This window comes from Yoonia sediminilitoris, from assembly GCF_003058085.1.
GTDB classification, from domain to species: domain Bacteria; phylum Pseudomonadota; class Alphaproteobacteria; order Rhodobacterales; family Rhodobacteraceae; genus Yoonia; species Yoonia sediminilitoris.
In genome coordinates this window covers 49,233-66,684 of sequence record NZ_QBUD01000011.1, presented here as the reverse complement: position 1 = coordinate 66,684, position 17,452 = coordinate 49,233, and the positions used below count along the sequence as shown (strand labels likewise).

Sequence of the window (17,452 nt, the reverse complement as noted above, 5' to 3'; positions counted from 1 at the left end):
TGCTAGAAATCAGTGGGCGCTCCGCCTTCGGCTTTGCGCCTTGCCACGAAATCGCCCAAGGCCTCTTTAATGCCATCATCCATGGGCGGTTCTTCGAAGCTGCCGATGATCTCTTTGAAGATCCGGTGCGCGCGTTCTGCGGTCCAGACGCTGCCTGCCGCTTCCCATGCCTCAAAATTGCGCCAGTCTGATAGAAACGGCTGGTAGAACGCCGCTTCATAGCGGTCTTGGGTATGTGTTATGCCAAAGAAATGGCCGTTTGGGCCGACCTCCTTGATCGCGTCAATGGCGATATCATCGGGGCCGGTGGCGGTAATGGCAGGGTCCATATAGCGTTGGATCATCTGCAAGACCTCACAATCCATGATGAACTTTTCGGGGCTGGCGACCAGCCCGCCTTCCAGCCAGCCCGCAGCGTGATAGACAATGTTGGTACCGGACTGCACCGCCGACCACAGCGCATTCGACGTCTCCCACATCGCTTGCCCATCTGGGACATTGGCGGCACATGAACCGGAGGCGCGCATCGGCAACCCGTAAAACCGCGCCATCTGCCCGGTCATCTGGGTGGCGCGCATGTATTCAGGGGTGCCAAAAGCGGGCGCGCCTGATTTCATGTCTACGTTGCTGGTGAATGTGCCGATGACACAAGGCGCACCGGGGCGGACATATTGAAACAGGGCAATCGCACTCAGCGCCTCTGCAATCGACAGGCTGACGGCACCTGCCATTGTCACCGGCGCCATCGCTCCGGCCAGGGTAAAAGGCGTCACAATCACCGCCTGGCCGCGGCGGATGCAGCGCAGACAGCCATCAATCATCGGCACATCATGTTTCAGCGGCGAGGTCGAATTGATGTTGGTATACATATGCGGGGCTGCGGTGAATTCTTCCTCTGTCAGACCGCCTGCGATCTTGATCATTTCCATCACGTCCTCGACCCGCTCTTTGCCCAGCGAATAGGCGTGCGGCACTTTGTCGGTCAGCACCATCTTGTCATAGACCACATCCAGATGGCGCACAGAAGGGTGCACATCCACAGGTTCCACCGGATAGCCGCCCGCGAAATGGATACAGTTGAAATACTGCGTCAGCCGCAACAAATCCGCACATTGCGCGCGACTGCCTGACACCTTCTTGCCGATCTCAAGATCAAAGTAGTTGGGTGGTGAGGACACATTGCCAAACAGGATATGTTTGCCCCCAATTGTGATCTTGCGATCAGGATTGCGCGGCGTGATGTCGAATTGGGCAGGCGCGTGACCAAGCATTTCCATTACCCACTCGCGGCCCATACGCACGTTGGACCCGTTCACAGTACAGCCCGCCTGTCTGAATAGGGCAATCGCTTCGTCGTTTAAGAACTCAATCCCGATCTCTTCGAGGATACGCATCGCGCCGTCGTGAATGGCCTGAACGCCCTCTGTCGGCAGCGGTTCTGTCGGGCGGTCGATGTTGACGGGCGGCTTCCACGGCATCTGGTCAATCGCGGCCTGTCCACGCCGTGCCGCATTGCCTGCGCGCCCGCCGCTGCGTCGTCTTGGTTTGCCAGCCTGATCCATGCGCCCGTCCCTTTTGGCAACAGGTTGACAGAGTGGCGCGCATGAAAATGAGAAGTTACCGACAAAAAATCGCCCGAAAACAACGTTGCGGCTTTGCGCTGATCCATATGCAGTCACTCATCGACTTTCCCTCATTGATCAGCACTGCGCAATCCACGCGGGCAGTTCCGCAATGCTGTCCAATACGACATCTGCGTGATTTGCCAGTTCCTCCCGCGTTGCAGGCCCCGTCAACACCCCAACAGTGCGCATCCCTGCCGCCTGCCCTGCATGGAGATCGTGCAGGCTGTCACCGACCATGACGCAATTCGCAGGTGCAAGGCCCGTCACTTCACAAAATCCCATCAATTGCCCAGGTGCCGGCTTGCCGCCGTAGCCGCTGTCATAGCCTGCAATGAAATCCAGATGCGCTGTGACGCCCGCCCGACCAAGATGCGCGCGGGCGGGCGCTTCGGCATCATTGGTCGCCACGCCAAGCTTCAGACCAAGGGCGCGCAATTGGGCAAAAAACGGCACTAGCGGCGTGGCTTCGATTTGCGGCACATTTGCTGCCGTGGCATTCATTCGCCCCAACAGGCCCAGATGATTTGTGTCCGGTACCAATGGCAGCATGATTTGTGCAATCTCATCGGCGGTACTGGCGATGACCGGACTGTCCGCCTCAAACCTACTGTCGGTCAGGCGAAAGCCAAGCGCTGCCGCCAGCCTATCCATTTGCGCGGGATCATGACCCAACTCTGACGTGATCATCGCGCGGGTCCATGCCCCCCAAGTGGCATTGAAGTCGAACAGCGTGCCGTCCTTGTCAAAGATGATGCCTTTTATCATACGCGTGATCCTTCGGTTATTGACAGTCCGCGGCGCAGGTCCGACCCTGCCGTATGCTCAAGTTACGGTCGTACAAAACCCGCCCCATGCATCTGGGTCCCTTTCCACTGGAAGGGCTGAAACGTCAACCAGTCACTGACATGTCAGGCTTGCCCACCTTCGCAGGGATCTCGTTTCGGCGGCCTGACGATCCGCAAAGCATCGTGAATGCGATGCAGGATTATCAGGCAATGCTGGATGCTACCCGCGACGGTATGGTCAAACGCGAGATCGCCGAAATCCCTGATAATCCGCAGGATCGGGCCAACCACTTGAAAGCGTTCGGTTATTACTGCGATGCCAGCATGGTGGGCACCTGTCTGATCCCTGATGCCGCGTGGCTGGACAGCCCCGTTGCCAACCCTGACGTGGACCGATTGGCAGACAAACTGCGCACCATGCAGCCCAAAACCCTTGCCGCCGGCATTGACGTGATTATGGCGGGCCTGCGCGAAAGCATGGCGCTGCCCCCCGTGGATTGCCGCCACCATACGCACGCCATCGTGTTTCTATATGACATGCCCCGCGACCCCAAACCGGACGAGGCCGGGAGCGACTGGATACAAGACGCCCAAGACCAGCGCGCCTGCCTGCGCGGCATGGAAACCGCCGTGACCTTTGCCAGCTATATCCGCACCTTGGGGTATGATGCCCGCGCCCATTCGATGGCCGCGTCTGACGTCGATCTGGGTGCACTTGCGATGCAAGCGGGGCTTGTCACGCTTGAGGATGGTACTTTGGTCAATCCTTTCACCGGCGACCGTTTCGGACTGGCGGCAATCACGACAACGCTTGAATTGGCACCCGATCAGCCGCTTGTGCCGGGCCAGACACCCCCGGCAAGTTACCAAACCGGGCTTGGCACACACGCCAAGTCGGCACGCACCCGCGACCCCTTTGCCAAGCGCGACTACGCCAAAGGTCCGCACCCGTTCGAGACGCTCAAGCGGGTCGATGAGCCGACGACATATATCGACCGGCCTAATGTGGCGCGTGTCCCCAAGCGCGCCAATATGTTTGCGCGCGGTCTGTTCGGCGACATGGGCAAACACGTGCAAGAGGCCACCAAGAACGGCAACTACGTGCGCAAGTCCGCCGCTGCCTTTGCCTTTCGTCCGTCATTGGGAGCCTTTGTGCTGTTGCAGGATGGCGACGCGGCACCTGTCCATGACAGCACCCATGATACCCAGCGCAATGCGGAAAATATCAAGGCTGCACTCTATTTCCTCGGGGTCGATGCGGTGGGCCTCTCCGCCTGTCCCGACTGGACCTATTACAGCCACGACGCCGCTGGTGCCCCGATCACCCCCTACCACGAAAACGCGATTTCCATGATCATCGATCAGGGGCACGAAACGATGGAGGGCGCGTCCGGCGACGACTGGATCGCCTGTGCACAATCGATGCGGGCCTATTTGCGGTTTTCGCTGCTTGGGGGTGTATTGGCCCAGCATCTGCGCAACCTTGGCTACACTGCCCGCGTCCATTCGGTGATGGATGATGAGGTGCTGCACCCGCCTCTGCTTCTGCTGTCAGGTCTGGGCGAGGTCAGCCGGATTGGTGAGGTGATCCTGAACCCCTTCCTTGGTCCGCGCCTGAAATCCGGGGTGGTCACAACCAACATGCCAATGACCCACGACAAACCGATTGATTTCGGGCTGCAGGCGTTCTGCAATGCCTGCAACAAATGCGCGCGCGAATGCCCGTCAGGGGCAATCACGGCGGGTCCAAAGCTGATGTTCAACGGCTACGAGATTTGGAAATCCGACAGCCAGAAATGCACAACCTACCGGGTCAGCCAGAAGAACGGAGCCATGTGCGGGCGTTGCATGAAAACCTGCCCGTGGAATCTAGAGGGGCTGTTTGCTGAAGCCCCTTTTCGCAAGCTGGCTATGTCGGTGCCACAGGCGGCCAAAGCCTTGGCCAAGCTGGATGACAGGCTTGGCAAAGGCGCCATTAATGCGGTCAAGAAATGGTGGTGGGATCTGGAGATGGAGGACGACGGCGCCTACCGCCCGTCGCGTCACCCGGTTAACCAGCGCGACCTGCAAACCGACCTTGATCTGCAATTCGCCGACCAGACACTTGCCGTCTATCCCGCGCCTCTGGCACCGCCACCCTACCCATGGCCCGCACCGATGGACCGCGAGGCGGGGATCGCAGCCTATGAGGGCATGATTGATGCGGCTGAACACATGCGTCGTCGCGCCGCAGGGCAACCGCCAGAGCATATCTATACCGCCACGCAAGGTGACGCTCCAGTGATCAACGCGGTTATCAGCAAGGTCACAAAGATGACTGACGCGGTAACGAAATATGCATTCACGGCCGCAGACGGGTCACGGTTGCCACAGGCGACAGCTGGCGCACATATTGATGTGGTCGTGGCCCCGGAATTCTTTCGGCAATATTCGCTTTCAGGCGACCCCGCAGACCGCAGCCAATACGAGATTGCCGTGCTGCGCGAAGACGCAGGGCGCGGCGGATCAAAGCTGATGCACCGAATTTTCACCGAAGGACGGCGCGTTTTTATCTCTCCTCCGATCAACCATTTCCCGCTGGACGAAGACGCTCCAATGTCCCTGCTGATGGGCGGTGGAATCGGGATTACCCCGATGATCGCCATGGCGCATCGGTTGCACGCCATCGAAGCCAATTTCGCGCTACACTATAGTTTCCGAAACCGGGCCAGCGCCGGATTTCTTGACGATCTGGCCGCTGTTCCCTGGGCCAACAACGTGCACCTGCATATCACCGATGAAGGAACACGCGCCAACCTTGCGGACCTCACGCACTACGCGGCGGGCGCGCATATCTATACCTGCGGACCTGATAATTTCATGGCGGCGGTGATGGATGCCGCGACAGCGAACGGCTTTCCCGAAGAAGCCCGGCATCTGGAGTATTTCGCTGTGCCCGAAACGCCGGACTATGAGAACCACCCCTTTACGCTGGCCTTGCGCGACGGGCGCAAGGTGACTGTGGCGGCCGACCAGTCTGCATCTGACGCGCTGATTGCGGCGGGCGTGCACGTTGATGTCAAATGCGCCGATGGACTGTGCGGCGTCTGCAAATGTGGCGTTGTTTCGGGCGCGGTTGAACACCGTGATTTCGTGTTGTCCAAAGCGCAACAAAAAGACGCAATGATCTTATGTCAGAGTCGCGCAAAGGACCCTGGCGGCACGCTTGAAATCAACCTTTAGGTCCAGTGGACATTCTGCGCGCCCGGCAGGGCTTGTCGGGCAAAAAGTGGTTGTTCGTAATCTAGGCCCTCTTTGTCGCAGAATGCGACCACCCACGCATCATCCATCGTAATGAAATCCAGCACCGCCCCTAAGAAACTTATATCATTCACCTTTTCTCGCATGTCATCAATTGACGCGCCTGTTGCGCCCAAAAAGACCGGGCAAAGCTCGTCGTTATTTACCAACCAACCCAACGCCGTGAGCGCAATTATTTCGGCTTGTTCTTGATTCATCAAAAATCCTTACGCAAAGGGAAACCGTTTATTAACTATTCCGCCTGAAATTGAATTAACCAGTTTGAACAAACTACCTCCAGAAGGATCCCGTAATGTCCGGTCGCATTCTCATCATCGATACTGTCGCAACCAATCTTATCGTTCTCAAGGTGAAAATGCTGTCGGCACAGTTCAATGTGGATGCCTGTTCAAGCCGGATCGAAGCAGAGGCCATTATCACCACAAACCGCCCTGACATGATTCTGATTAACCTGTCTGATCCGGTCGAAGACAGGCACGAATTTTGCCGGGCCTTGAAATCCAGCCCAGCGACTTCAGAGATCGCTGTGATTGCGGTTGGGGTTGCCGATACGGCGCGAGCGCGATTCGCTGCACTTGATGCCGGCGCGGACGACGTTTTGCCCCATCCGACGAACGACACATTTCTGTTGGCGCGTATCCGCAGCCTCTTGCGGGTCCGCAGTACCACGCAAGAGTTGCTGTTACGCGAATCCACCAGCCGTGTGTTAGGCTTTGAAGAGGCCGCAACAAAGTTTGAGACCGCAGTTAATGTCGCACTCTTGTCGCCAGCCCAGACGATGGAACCGGGTTTCTCCACGCTTCTGCAGGGCGGATTGCGGCAACCCATCCGCCATATTGCGATCCGTGATGTACTGAAGGTAACAGCGGTTGCCGCGATACCTGATCTTTTTGTCATTGACTGTACCAGTCCTGATTTGCCCGAAGGCCAGTTGTTCGGGCTGGTATCCGACCTACGGTCGCGGTCGGAAACAAGGTCATCGACCCAATTGGTCATCATGCCATCGGGCCAGCCCCATATCGCGGCAATGGTCCTTGATTTGGGCGCTGATGACGTTGTGGATTGCGGTGTGACGGGGGGCGAACTGACATTGCGCGCCAAGGCGCTGATCCGCCGCAAGCTACACAATGATCGCCTGCGTGTTACCTTGCGCGACGGGCTGCATGCTGCAGTGACGGACCCACTGACCGGGCTTTACAACCGACGCTACGTTGAATCGCACCTGCCCCGGCTAGCGCAAGAAACGCATGAAGATGGGAGTGAGCTGGCAATCATGATGCTGGATATTGATCACTTCAAGTCGGTTAATGACACTTATGGGCACACGGCCGGTGACAAGGTGCTTGTGCAAATGGCCGATCGGTTGCGCCAGAATCTACGCGGTATCGATCTGGTTGCACGGGTCGGCGGGGAAGAATTCCTTGTCGCCTTGCCCGGGACGACCCCGAGACAGGCGCATGTTGCCGCCGACCGGCTGCGTCGTCTTGTCAATGCGCGCCCGTTCCAATTGGGTAAAGGGCAGCCGCCTCTGCGCCTGACTGTTTCAGTGGGCGTCGCCATAGGAAGCCGGAGTGAAGGCAAGAAATGCCAACTGGATCAGATGTACGACGAGGCTGACGCAGCGCTCTACACTGCGAAAACTTCGGGCCGGAACCGCGTTTCAATGAGCCTTTCAGCCGCCTGAACGCCCGTCACCGCGCCGGCGGGGATTGTCCAATTCTCGCTGGAGCCGGTCTGCAAACTGCAAGCGACGCGCAGGGTCCATCGCGGCGATCTGGTCAATCAGGGCGGCCTGCGCCTTTTGCTGAAGCGTCGCCAGTCGGTTACTCTGTTCTGCCATGATTGCCCGTAGCTGATCTGGATCAAAGGGGTCCTGCCGCAAGGCTGCAACCATCGCGGCCAGTTGCGCACGCACCCCCATGCGGCGTACATCGGGATCGCGGCGCAATGTCCGTCCGATGGCGCGACGCTCTTCGCGTTCCAGTGTCCGGGCCAATGGCCCCAACCCCAGATCAAACGACCGGGGCGCATCGCCGCCGATCCGCCCTGTCACAATGGCCCCGCCAATGACGCCAACAACCAGCAGGTTCAGCGCCAGCGACACGACCAGCACAGTGCGCCAGACCCAACCGGGTCCTGGCTTCGCAGGATCAGCCATCAGCCAGACCCTCCTCAAAATAAAAAGACGTTTGGTCGAACAGGGTGAGTGACAAAACCTCGCCCGATAGTCCCGCTGCGACATCGTCCAGAACCTCCGGAGGTGCGGCGCCGATCCAGACCCCGATCAGCGTAGCCGCGGTCAGACCACCAACAGCAGACCAGCCACCCAGACTCTCCATGATGCGCACCAGATAGCCCTGCCTTGCAATAGGTGCGGCCTGCGGTCCCGCCTGCGCCTGCGTCTGATCGGCATCGGCCAACACCCGCCCCATCAGATCTGCACCAACCTGTGGCGGCGTCGCGCGTGCCTGCGCGAACAGATCGTCCAGCACATCATCTTTCGGGTCAGTCATCATCGTACCCCAATTCTGCCTTTCGCCCCGCCAGAATATCAGCCAAGGCCCGTTTCCCGCGTGCGGTCAGACTTTCCACTGACCGCACGCTGATGTCCATGATCTGTGCAATCTGTGGATTGGACAGCCCTTCCAGATGACGCAGCGCGACCGCCTGTGCTTGCCGATCAGGCAATTGCGCCAGCGCATCCGACAGTGCCCGCATACGAGCATCTGTCTGCATTTGCGCGCCCGCACTCGGGGCCCCATCCGCAGGTTCTGCAACCTGATCCAGCGCCACCCGATCACGCCTCTTGCGCAAACGGTCAATGCAAAGATTGGCGACGACGCGGTACAACCAGGTGCTGACTTTGGCCTCGCCCTGACGCCATTCCGACGCGACTTTCCAAAGCCGCATCATGGCGTCCTGCGCGACGTCTTCTGCCTCGGTCCGATCCGACAACATCCGCGTCGCCTGCCCCAGAACGCGTGGCAGCACCCTGTTCGCCAAATCGCGTGCGGCATCCTTGTCACCATTGGCAAAGGCAACGAGAAGCGCGCCATCATCGATACCGCAGACATGATGCATGGACGCTTTCATTTGACGCATTGCTACTGGCATCACCGATCCTTGGCAACAATAAGGGATGCCAAGGCACCCCTGCTGCCGGCCTATCCGCCGTGACGCCCGCCACGTCCGCCATCATGCCGTTTGCCGCGATCACCACCGCGACGGTCACGCAAGTCTGCGAATTCAGATTCTGTTACCAAACCGTCATCGTCAGAATCAGCGCGCTCGAACATCCGTTCCATCCGCTCACTGCCACGCGCGGCAAGTTCCGCTTCCTGCAACAGGCCGTCACCGTTTTCGTCGAGACGTTCAATCATCCTGGCCACGCGCGAGGCATGGCGTTCTTGCGCTTGTTGACTGACAGAGGCTGTCAGTTCATCGATAGACAGGGCGCCATCGCCGTCACTGTCCGCATCGCTGAAACGGGCGGTCTGCCGGGCCTGTAGTTCTGACAGGCTGATGGCACCGTCGCCGTTCCCATCAAGTGCTGCGAAATCCAGCCCGTTGTGCCGCTGATCTGCTGTGGCCGCAGTCATGGTCAGAACGGTCAGAACTGTCGCCGTCAGGATTGTCTTTTTCATTGTCGTGGCTCCTTACCTCTGTATTGGCAGCGCTGTTTCGCTGCTGACCCTCATTCAACGCGGCAACGCCCATATTCCGTCGCAAAAACCCCCAAAAATTTCTGCGCCTGCCGCGTGACCGGGTGACAGGATGCCGCAAATTCGAAGGAAACTCTTTCAAAATGGGGCCAGATAGCCCATGTGACAATCACCAGACTCGGAGTCACCGCTATGTCAGACGCACAAATCATCAACGATACGCGACAGCTAAAGCCCGCCATGTGGCGCGGCATCAGGCGCTGCTGTCCTAACTGCGGCGACGGTGCGCTGTTTGATGGCTACCTGTCTGTTTCGAAAACCTGCCCGTCCTGTCAAGAGGAGCTGTATCATCACCGAGCAGATGACGGCCCGGCCTATCTGACCATCTTGCTGGTGGCGCATGTCATCGGCTTTGCAATGCATTTCATGTGGGCCCAGTTCCGGCCAGAGCCGTTGCTGATGGCCGCAATCCTTGGGGTTGGCGCGGTCGCCTTGTCGCTTTACCTTCTGCCAAGGCTCAAAGGGATGATCGTGGCCATTCAATGGGCCAAACGCATGCACGGGTTTGGACATAACGCCTGATCCTGACAAGAGGGGTGACAGCTTGGACAAGACAAGTCTTCGTGACGCGGCAACGATTATCGTGCTGCGGGACCCTGACACAAAGCCATCGGTGCTCATGGGCCAACGGGGGAAGAAAGCGGCATTCATGCCGGGCAAGTTTGTCTTCCCCGGTGGCGCAGTAGACCCCGAAGACAAAGACGTCCCCATGGTGCCGCCCGGCACATTGGCCCGGACCCGATTGGTGGAAGAAAGCGAGCTAGACCCCAATACGCTTGCCGCTGCCGCGATCCGCGAGTTATGGGAGGAAACCGGCCAGGTGATCGGTGTGCCCGGAAAATGGAAGAACCCATCGCCAAACTGGGCCAGTTTTGCAGCAACCGGGCACCATCCCAATGGGTCAGCGCTTGAGTTCTTTTTCAGGGCGGTCACGCCAGTGGGGCGCCCACGCCGCTTTGATGCGCGCTTTTTCCTGACCTACGCCGACGCGCTGACGACCAAGCCTGATGATTTTCGCCACGCGTCGGATGAGTTGTCGCACGTGCAGTGGATTCCACTGTCACAGGCGCGCCAATTCGATCTGCCCTTCATCACCCAAATCGTGATGGCCGAACTGGAAACCCGCATCAAACGGGGGGAGCCGTCTTCAACCGTTCCGTTCTTTCGCAACGACGACGAAGCGCATGCGGTCGCCCGCATTGGCGGGCTGACGCCGCAATAGAGCTCGTGCAAGGTTGTTGCCTTGGATTTCAGTTCTCTTGAAAAGGCATGGCAATATTCATGCAATTCCACGCAGGCGCGGTCCAGCGCATGGACATCTATCGCGTTCTGATCGGGATCAACCCGCGGTGACAATTGCCGGATAAGGCGCAGCATCCGTGAACGTTTGGGCCGCATACCATTAATCGCAACGTCATTGGCAACACACATCAATACCTCTGTCTGCGCCTGCACTTCCACCTCGGCGTGTTTTGCCGACGCGAATTGATGCATGGCGTCCTTCAATGCCTCGCGCAATCTCTCAATCGAAAGCTTTTCCTTGCTCAACACATCGGTATACCCGTCTTTCATTGCCTTTACGGTGATTTCTGGCGTGATATTCCCGGAAATCAGAATGGGAACGGTCTTGCTTGCGCCGGGCAGCGTTCGCAGGATTTCCAAAGCATCAAATCCTGTGCCGTCGCATAGGTTGAAGTCGATCAGCGCAAAATCAAACGCCCCCTTTCGACTTGATCCTTGAACGCCGCAGGTGTTCCGACGGAATGGGTTTCAGCTGTGATGCCTGTACCTTTCAGAAACCGCGACACACGTTCGCGATCAAATGCGTTGTCATCAAGAATGACAATGCAACTTCAGGTTAAGTCACCAGCCGTCACAATCGAAGCTTCTCAGCCGGTATTTTCTGCGCATTTAGTGACATCACAACCCCCTTTTTTTCTATACCACCGCGGCTGGCTGTATAAATAACGGGTGTACAATACTTTAGGGTACCCAAAGGATTGTGCGCGAATGGTTAACAGTGCGACCCGGATTGTCCCCGAGATGGGGTCAAAGCCGCTACGTCACCAACACCAGCATCCCGATACTGCTTGTGAGTAGAAGCAAGCCCTGCCATTCGCGCAGCCCGACTTTTTCACCAAAGACGAATGCGCCGATGATGAGCGAAAAAAGCAGCTCTATTTGGCCGACTGCGTTGACGTAGGCCGCATTTTGAAGCGTGAAGGCGGTGAACCAGCAGATCGACCCTGCCATACTGGTCAGCCCCACCAGTCCGGCCACGCGCCATGCGCCAATCACCTTGGTGATTTCCCCCCTTTCGCGCCAGACCAGCCACACCGCCATGGTTAATGTCTGAAAAGCCGTCACACAGGCCAGTGTGATGATCGCCCGATAGAAAACGTCGCCATCGCCCAACGACAGGGACGCACCCCGGTAGCCGTTGCCCGATATCCCGAACAGGATGCCTGACCCCAGACCCAGTGCGGTGGACCGGCTGAGGATGCGCTTACGCCACGGCCCGTCACCGCCCGGCGTGTCGGCTAGAAGCAACACACCGACGAATCCGATACAGATGGCAAGGATCGCGGGCCAGGTAAACATATCTCCCAGGATCAAAAAGCCGAACAGCGCGCTCAGCAGGACTTCGGTCTTTTTGAAAGTGATGCCAACCGCGAAGTTCCGATGGGCAAACAGGGCAACCACACACATCGTTGCCAAGATCTGCGATGTGCCGCCCATCAGCATATAGGGCCAAAAAGCGGCTGGAATGTCAGGGCTGCCCTGCCCGCTGATCTGCGCATAGATTATGGCAATGACAGCAACCAAAGGGGCAGAATAGATGAACCGTGCAAACGTCGCACCTGCTGTCGACAGGCGCGTCGATTTGAGGTGCTTTTGCAGCATAAACCGGAGCGTTTGCGCAAACGCAGCCCCGAGCGTGATGAGTATCCAAGGTTCCATATGCCCCCTATGGCAGGGAAATCAGCGGATGCCTACTGCGGCCCCCGCACCTTCCGGCCGTGGCAGGTCCGCGTGAGCGGCGGCTACGCGCGCCATAGGAACTGCAACTCGATCGTCAGGGTCGCAGGCCTTGCGGGTTTCAAGGTTCACATGCAGCAGGAAATGTTCACCGGTGGCCAATTCGCGCGTGTCTGCAAACATCCGGTGGAAGACATGCAGTTTCTTACCCGTTCCTTGCAACACCTGCGTTTCCACCCGGATACGGGTGCCCGCGTGGACCTCGTCCAGATGCCTGATATGGGTTTCGGCAGTGAAAAAGCTTGATCCGCTGGCAATGTAATCCGCATCGCAGCCCACAAGCCACATCAACCGGTCAGTGGCATCGCCAAAGGCCTGCAAATATTTCGCCTCGTTCATGTGCCCGTTGTAGTCTGTCCAGTCCAGCGGCACGACACGGTCAATGGTGACAATCGGTTTGCTTAAGTCATCGGGCAGCCGAATGTCGCCTTGCAAGCGCGCATCGTGGGCGTTCAGCAGCGCCCCTGCCCCGTAATCCTGCCCTTTGAGCCCGCGTAGGATCGTCACAAGGTTATTGTCGCGCGCGCGCTCAAGCTGACGAATGGTGTACTGACCCGACTGCGCATCGGATTGCCCTGCGATCTTGTCAATCAGGTCATCGGTCAGCGTGGGGACATCCATCAGCTTGGTCCACGGCCATTCAAGACAGGGGCCGAATTGTTCAATGAAATGGCGCATCCCGGCTTCGCCACCCGCAATACGGTAGGTTTCAAAAAGCCCCATCTGCGCCCAGCGCAAGCCAAAGCCGTAACGAATGGCATTATCGATTTCTTCTGTGGTGGCGATCCCGTCTTTGATCAGCCACAGCGCCTCACGCCACACGGCTTCGAGGAAGCGGTCGGCGATGTGGGCGTCAATTTCGGCGCGCACATGCAGCGGGTACATGCCGATGCCGGTCAGGATATCCTTGGACCGTTCGACATGGGCGGGCGGAGTTTGATCAGAGGGCACCAATTCAACCAAGGGCAGCAGGTAAACAGGGTTGAAGGGGTGCGCCACTAGGATTTGCGCTGGCCGCGTCGCGCAGCCCTGCAACTGCGATGGCTTGAAGCCACTGGTTGACGACGCAATCACCGCCGAAGGATCGCAATGTTCCTGTATCGTCTGGTAGACGCGGCGCTTGAGCTCAAGCCGTTCTGGCACACTTTCCTGTATCCATACCGCGCCTTCCACGGCCTCTGTCATGGTGTCATGAAAACTCAGCCTGCCTTCGTCCGGCAACGCCACATCGGAGATACCGGGCAGTGACCTGCGGGCGTTATCCAGCACTTCATGAATTTTACGTGTGGCATCCGGGTCAGGGTCAAAGACCCGCACGTCCCATCCCATCAGCAGGAAGCGGGCAGCCCAGCCGCCGCCGATGACGCCACCGCCAATGATCGCCGCGGTTTGTGTCATCAGGCTTTTGCCGGATTGATGTCAGGGTGGTTGAATTCATCTGCTGGCACAGGTTCACCGCGCACTTGCGGGTCGCAGGCCACCATATTGGTGTTGCTGTCCCGAATGATCAGCCCGCCCAAGGACCGGCACCGTTCGAACCCCATCGAACTGCCGATCACCATGAATTCCCGCATGCCGCCGTCACCGGAGGGGCCACCAAGCCCGCCGCTGCCGCCTTCACAAGCGGCGCACAGGATCGCACTACTCAGGATCAAACGCTTCATTGGCTTACCTCCATCAGACGGCTTAGATCATAGCCGTTGAATTCCAGAATATCACGTGCCGTTTGCAGACGATCGGCGCGAATGTCCGGTGTTCGGTTCAATATCCAGCCTGACCGCCCGTTGGGCGCGCCCACGACTGCTGTGCGATATGCATCGTCTGTCCACAAGACCCAATAGTCAGCCCTGACAAAGGGCACTGATGCAAACTGTACCTTCAGCCTTCCGGCGCCGACAATTTCAGCCGTTCCGCTGATGCGGGATTTCTCTGAGCCATCGGCGTTGCGGCAAATGTTGAGCACTGACAAAAGCCCGTCGTCGCGCAAACCGTAGGTGGCGGTGACACCCACACAGCCAGCCTCGAACGGGACCGGATAGCGGGCGACTTCGTGCCATGTCCCAAGGTAGCGCGCGGGGTCAAACACTGCTTTGGACGCAATCGGCGCGGCGGTATCGCGGTAGACCGAAAAGAGACCACCGCTATCTTGGGTCGCGCAGCCTGCAAGGGCTATCAGAAAGACGAGGGCCTTCACGCGGGGACCTGTTTGGTCAGACCCAGTTTTGCGCGCACCGCGGCGGGACCAATGACTTTGGCGCCCAGATTTTCGATGATGGTCGCGGCCCGTTCCACCAGTTGCGCGTTGGTGGCCAGCACGCCGCGATCCAGCATCAGATTATCCTCCAGCCCCACGCGCACATTGCCCCCCGCCAGGACCGACGCCGCTACAAAAGGCATCTGGTGGCGGCCCAGGGCAAAAGCCGAAAAGGTCCAGTCGTCGGGAATATTGTTCACCATTGCCAAAAAGGTATTCAGATCATCAGGCGCCCCCCACGGCACTCCCATGCAAAGTTGAACCAACGCGGGGCTGTCCAATACGCCGTCCTTGACCAATTGCTTGGCGTACCACAGATGGCCCGTATCGAACGCCTCGATCTCCGGTTTGACACCAAGGTCGGTCATCATGCGACCCATGGCCACCAGCATGCCCGGTGTATTGGTCATGACATAGTCGGATTCCGCAAAATTCATCGTCCCGCAGTCGAGTGTGCAAATCTCGGGCAGGCATTGGGCCACATGGGCAATACGTTCTGTGGCGCCCACCATATCGGTGCCCGCGACGGTCGGCAGGGGTGCCTCCACCCCGCCAAAAACGATATCGCCGCCCATGCCCGCGGTCAGGTTCAAGACCACGTCAACCTCGGCCGCGCGAATGCGGTCGGTCACTTCGCGGTACAGATCAAGCCGGCGACTGGGCACGCCAGTTTCAGGGTCGCGTACATGACAATGGACCACTGCGGCGCCCGCCTTGGCCGCGTCAATGGCGCTATCGGCAATCTGCTGCGGTGAACGGGGGACATGCGGGCTTCGGTCTTGCGTCGCGCCTGATCCAGTGATGGCAGCGGTAATAAAGACCTCGCGGTTCATTGACAGTGGCATAGGCGGTCCCTTTTTGTTTTCAGGCAGACTTTTTCTGAATCCAGCGACGCAATCAAGCCAGAAAACTTGACAGAGAATGACGCAGTCAGGCATCGAGCCGCCTTTGATTTGCCAAGCACACATCACAACGATGTATTTTGCGCGGCCCAGATAGCGGCGGCTGGCTCTTTCCTGACATCAAAAGACATCCAATCGCCTGCGAGGGCGAATGTGATGCGCGGTCCATGCGGGCTCTTCAAACGCAAGGACACGACAATGACTGAAATTTCAAAGCCAACACCCAAGGACATACATGCCCTTTTGGGCATGATCGCCAGGCTCTGCGCGCAGAATGGCGATACCTCGCAACTGGGGATGGCGCAGGCACAGGCACAACTGATTTATGGCCCGCTTGTGTGTTTCATCGTCCACAAGGTTGGCAAACGGGTTGGCTAAGCGGTACTCGAACCACACTGGCAACCGATGCGCACCGGCCCCTGTTTCGATATCGCGCATTTGTTCGTGGAAGAGGCCCAGCGCGGTCAAGGGCTCGGCCGCGCCCTCATCGACGCTGCCAAGGGTTTTGCAGACGGGCAAGGTGTTGTCCGCCTGACCATCGGGACGTCGCCTGACAACCCAAGTGCCGCTGGCACCTACCGTGCCATGGCGCTGGATGAAATCGCAAGCAGCCTGGCCCGCGTTTCAGCATCCCGCTTTAGCCAAACCGTAAGATGGGTTTGAACCCATCTTACGCTGCATCGCACTGCGGTCTAATAGGGCATCGGGTTCGCCCGATGCGTCTGATCGATCTCATTGATGACAGCCTCATCCAACGTGACATCCTTGCCCGCGAGGATGTGCTCAAGCTGGTCTGATGTTGTGGCCCCGAAGATCGCAGACACCGGGAAGGGCCGGGTAGCTTGCCACGCCATCGCCATATGCACCGGGTCCAGCCCGTGGTCTGCCGCAAGATCAAGATAGGCCTGCGTCACAGGCAAGGTCCGGTCCGTCATCCGTCCGCCCAACTCGGGCCCGATCGACATCCGGCTGCCGTCGGGAACAACACCGCCCTGATACTTGCCCGTCAGCAGCCCGCAGGCCAATGGCGAGAAAGACAATAAAGTCACATCTTCGTTCACCGCCATCTCGGCCATGTCTGTGTCGTACAAGCGGCACAGCAACGAATATTCATTTTGCACTGATGCCATGCGCGGCAGACCAGCCGCCTCGGCCTGATCAATCCACCGGGTCATGCCCCAAGCGCTTTCGTTGGACATCCCGATGGCGCGGATTTTGCCAGCCTTGACCGCGGTCCCCAAGGCCTCAAGCACATCCACCATGTGATCCAACGTTTGCTGACGGTTCTGCCCAGAGGGGTCATAGGTCCAGTTCTGCCGGAACATGTAAGATCCACGCACCGGCCAGTGCATCTGGTAAAGGTCGATGACATCGGTCTGCAACCGCTTGAGCGACGTCTCGATCGCCTCCGTGATAACGGCCCCGTCATAACCGCGCCCATCGCGCACCCAGCCCGGATTGTTGCCCGACACTTTGGTGGCGACGACAATATCATCACGGCGCCCTGTTTTCGCAATCCAGTTCCCGATGACCTGTTCCGACAGCCCCACGGTTTCCTTGCGGATCGGGTTGACCGGATACATCTCGGCAGTGTCCAGAAAGTTGAGCCCGGCATCCAGTGCCATGTCGATCTGGCGATGCGCGTCGTCCTGAGGCGTCTGGTTGCCAAAAGTCATTGTGCCAAGGCACCAGTCGCTGACCTGTATATCGGTGCGGCCAAGGGGGATCATTTTCATATGCGAAACCTCATCTATCTGCTCAAGCCGGACCCTAATGCGCAAACTGACAGAGGCAAGCGCACATTGCGATATGTTGCGATCAGGAC

The 17,452-nt window shown here is 58.5% G+C and carries 18 protein-coding genes and 1 pseudogene; 6 read left to right on the top strand and 13 right to left on the bottom strand.

The genetic code is table 11. The annotated features are described in order from the left end of the window. Window positions 1-2: 2 nt before the first annotated feature. A complete protein-coding gene (locus C8N45_RS17075; protein ID WP_108387471.1) occupies window positions 3-1,562 on the bottom strand; it encodes a trimethylamine methyltransferase family protein in 1,560 nt (519 codons plus the stop codon). A 138-nt stretch (window positions 1,563-1,700) separates the two neighbouring features. Beyond that, window positions 1,701-2,390 carry an HAD family hydrolase gene (locus tag C8N45_RS17070; RefSeq protein WP_108387470.1) on the bottom strand — a complete coding sequence of 230 codons (690 nt, stop codon included), beginning with the start codon at window positions 2,388-2,390 and terminating at the stop codon, window positions 1,701-1,703. Window positions 2,391-2,443: 53 nt separating this feature from the next. On the opposite strand from C8N45_RS17070, the gene C8N45_RS17065 reads away from it, so the two are divergent. After that, the gene (locus C8N45_RS17065) at window positions 2,444-5,632 is read left to right on the top strand and encodes a 2Fe-2S iron-sulfur cluster-binding protein (RefSeq protein ID WP_108387469.1); all 3,189 of its coding nucleotides are present in this window, start codon (window positions 2,444-2,446) and stop codon (window positions 5,630-5,632) included. Here C8N45_RS17065 and C8N45_RS17060 read toward each other — a convergent pair. Further along, a complete protein-coding gene (locus C8N45_RS17060; RefSeq protein WP_108387468.1) occupies window positions 5,629-5,907 on the bottom strand; it encodes a DUF3572 domain-containing protein in 279 nt (92 codons plus the stop codon). The genes C8N45_RS17065 and C8N45_RS17060 overlap by 4 nt on opposite strands. 95 nt (window positions 5,908-6,002) lie before the next feature. On the opposite strand from C8N45_RS17060, the gene C8N45_RS17055 reads away from it, so the two are divergent. After that, window positions 6,003-7,394: a diguanylate cyclase gene (locus C8N45_RS17055; RefSeq protein WP_108387467.1), complete on the top strand. Its 1,392-nt coding sequence runs from the start codon at window positions 6,003-6,005 to the stop codon at window positions 7,392-7,394. Here the strand turns inward: C8N45_RS17055 and C8N45_RS17050 are convergent. From C8N45_RS17050 to C8N45_RS17035, 4 genes are read right to left on the bottom strand one after another with little or no spacing between them, the layout of a single operon-like run. Further along, entirely contained in the window at window positions 7,383-7,868 is a 486-nt protein-coding gene (locus C8N45_RS17050) for a periplasmic heavy metal sensor (protein WP_108387466.1), read from the bottom strand. The two genes, C8N45_RS17055 and C8N45_RS17050, sit on opposite strands and share 12 nt — an antisense overlap. After that, complete coding sequence (locus C8N45_RS17045; RefSeq protein WP_245882720.1) at window positions 7,861-8,223, bottom strand: hypothetical protein; 363 nt, start codon at window positions 8,221-8,223, stop codon at window positions 7,861-7,863. Before C8N45_RS17045 ends, C8N45_RS17050 begins: the two co-directional genes overlap by 8 nt. After that, the gene (locus tag C8N45_RS17040) at window positions 8,216-8,824 is read right to left on the bottom strand and encodes an RNA polymerase sigma factor (protein WP_375342481.1); all 609 of its coding nucleotides are present in this window, start codon (window positions 8,822-8,824) and stop codon (window positions 8,216-8,218) included. Before C8N45_RS17040 ends, C8N45_RS17045 begins: the two co-directional genes overlap by 8 nt. A gap of 50 nt (window positions 8,825-8,874) precedes the next feature. After that, window positions 8,875-9,354 carry an EF-hand domain-containing protein gene (locus C8N45_RS17035; protein ID WP_108387464.1) on the bottom strand — a complete coding sequence of 160 codons (480 nt, stop codon included), beginning with the start codon at window positions 9,352-9,354 and terminating at the stop codon, window positions 8,875-8,877. Between the two features lie 210 nt (window positions 9,355-9,564). Between C8N45_RS17035 and C8N45_RS17030 the strand changes: the two genes are divergently transcribed. Together C8N45_RS17030 and C8N45_RS17025 are read left to right on the top strand one after the other, a co-directional pair. After that, window positions 9,565-9,954 (top strand): DUF983 domain-containing protein, encoded by a 390-nt coding sequence (locus tag C8N45_RS17030; RefSeq protein WP_108387463.1) that lies wholly within the window; start codon window positions 9,565-9,567, stop codon window positions 9,952-9,954. 22 nt (window positions 9,955-9,976) lie between these two features. Further along, window positions 9,977-10,654, top strand: coding sequence for an NUDIX hydrolase (locus tag C8N45_RS17025; RefSeq protein ID WP_245882719.1), 678 nt, complete (start codon window positions 9,977-9,979; stop codon window positions 10,652-10,654). Between the two features lie 836 nt (window positions 10,655-11,490). On the opposite strand, the gene C8N45_RS17015 is transcribed toward C8N45_RS17025, so the two are convergent. The 5 genes from C8N45_RS17015 to bcoG are packed head-to-tail and all read right to left on the bottom strand — an operon-like array spanning window position 11,491 to window position 15,570. Continuing rightward, complete coding sequence (locus tag C8N45_RS17015; protein WP_108387461.1) at window positions 11,491-12,393, bottom strand: DMT family transporter; 903 nt, start codon at window positions 12,391-12,393, stop codon at window positions 11,491-11,493. A 21-nt stretch (window positions 12,394-12,414) separates the two neighbouring features. Next, a complete protein-coding gene (locus C8N45_RS17010; RefSeq protein ID WP_108387460.1) occupies window positions 12,415-13,869 on the bottom strand; it encodes a carnitine 3-dehydrogenase in 1,455 nt (484 codons plus the stop codon). Further along, on the bottom strand, window positions 13,869-14,135 hold the full coding sequence (locus tag C8N45_RS17005; RefSeq protein ID WP_108387459.1) for a hypothetical protein: 267 nt from the start codon (window positions 14,133-14,135) through the stop codon (window positions 13,869-13,871). Before C8N45_RS17005 ends, C8N45_RS17010 begins: the two co-directional genes overlap by 1 nt. Then, window positions 14,132-14,665, bottom strand: coding sequence for a lipocalin family protein (locus tag C8N45_RS17000; RefSeq protein WP_108387458.1), 534 nt, complete (start codon window positions 14,663-14,665; stop codon window positions 14,132-14,134). The genes C8N45_RS17005 and C8N45_RS17000 overlap by 4 nt, the downstream gene beginning before the upstream one ends. Next, window positions 14,662-15,570: a 3-dehydrocarnitine:acetyl-CoA trimethylamine transferase BcoG gene (gene bcoG, locus C8N45_RS16995; RefSeq protein ID WP_108387549.1), complete on the bottom strand. Its 909-nt coding sequence runs from the start codon at window positions 15,568-15,570 to the stop codon at window positions 14,662-14,664. The genes C8N45_RS17000 and bcoG overlap by 4 nt, the downstream gene beginning before the upstream one ends. Window positions 15,571-15,825: 255 nt before the next feature. On the opposite strand from bcoG, the gene C8N45_RS23020 reads away from it, so the two are divergent. Both C8N45_RS23020 and C8N45_RS16985 read left to right on the top strand, forming a co-directional pair. Beyond that, window positions 15,826-16,005 carry a hypothetical protein gene (locus C8N45_RS23020; protein WP_133175998.1) on the top strand — a complete coding sequence of 60 codons (180 nt, stop codon included), beginning with the start codon at window positions 15,826-15,828 and terminating at the stop codon, window positions 16,003-16,005. A gap of 24 nt (window positions 16,006-16,029) precedes the next feature. Next, window positions 16,030-16,290 (top strand): annotated as a pseudogene (locus tag C8N45_RS16985) (GNAT family N-acetyltransferase); the annotation flags it as partial. Between the two features lie 29 nt (window positions 16,291-16,319). On the opposite strand, the gene C8N45_RS16980 reads toward C8N45_RS16985, so the two are convergent. Beyond that, window positions 16,320-17,363 (bottom strand): aldo/keto reductase, encoded by a 1,044-nt coding sequence (locus tag C8N45_RS16980; protein WP_108387548.1) that lies wholly within the window; start codon window positions 17,361-17,363, stop codon window positions 16,320-16,322. Window positions 17,364-17,452: the final 89 nt, after the last annotated feature.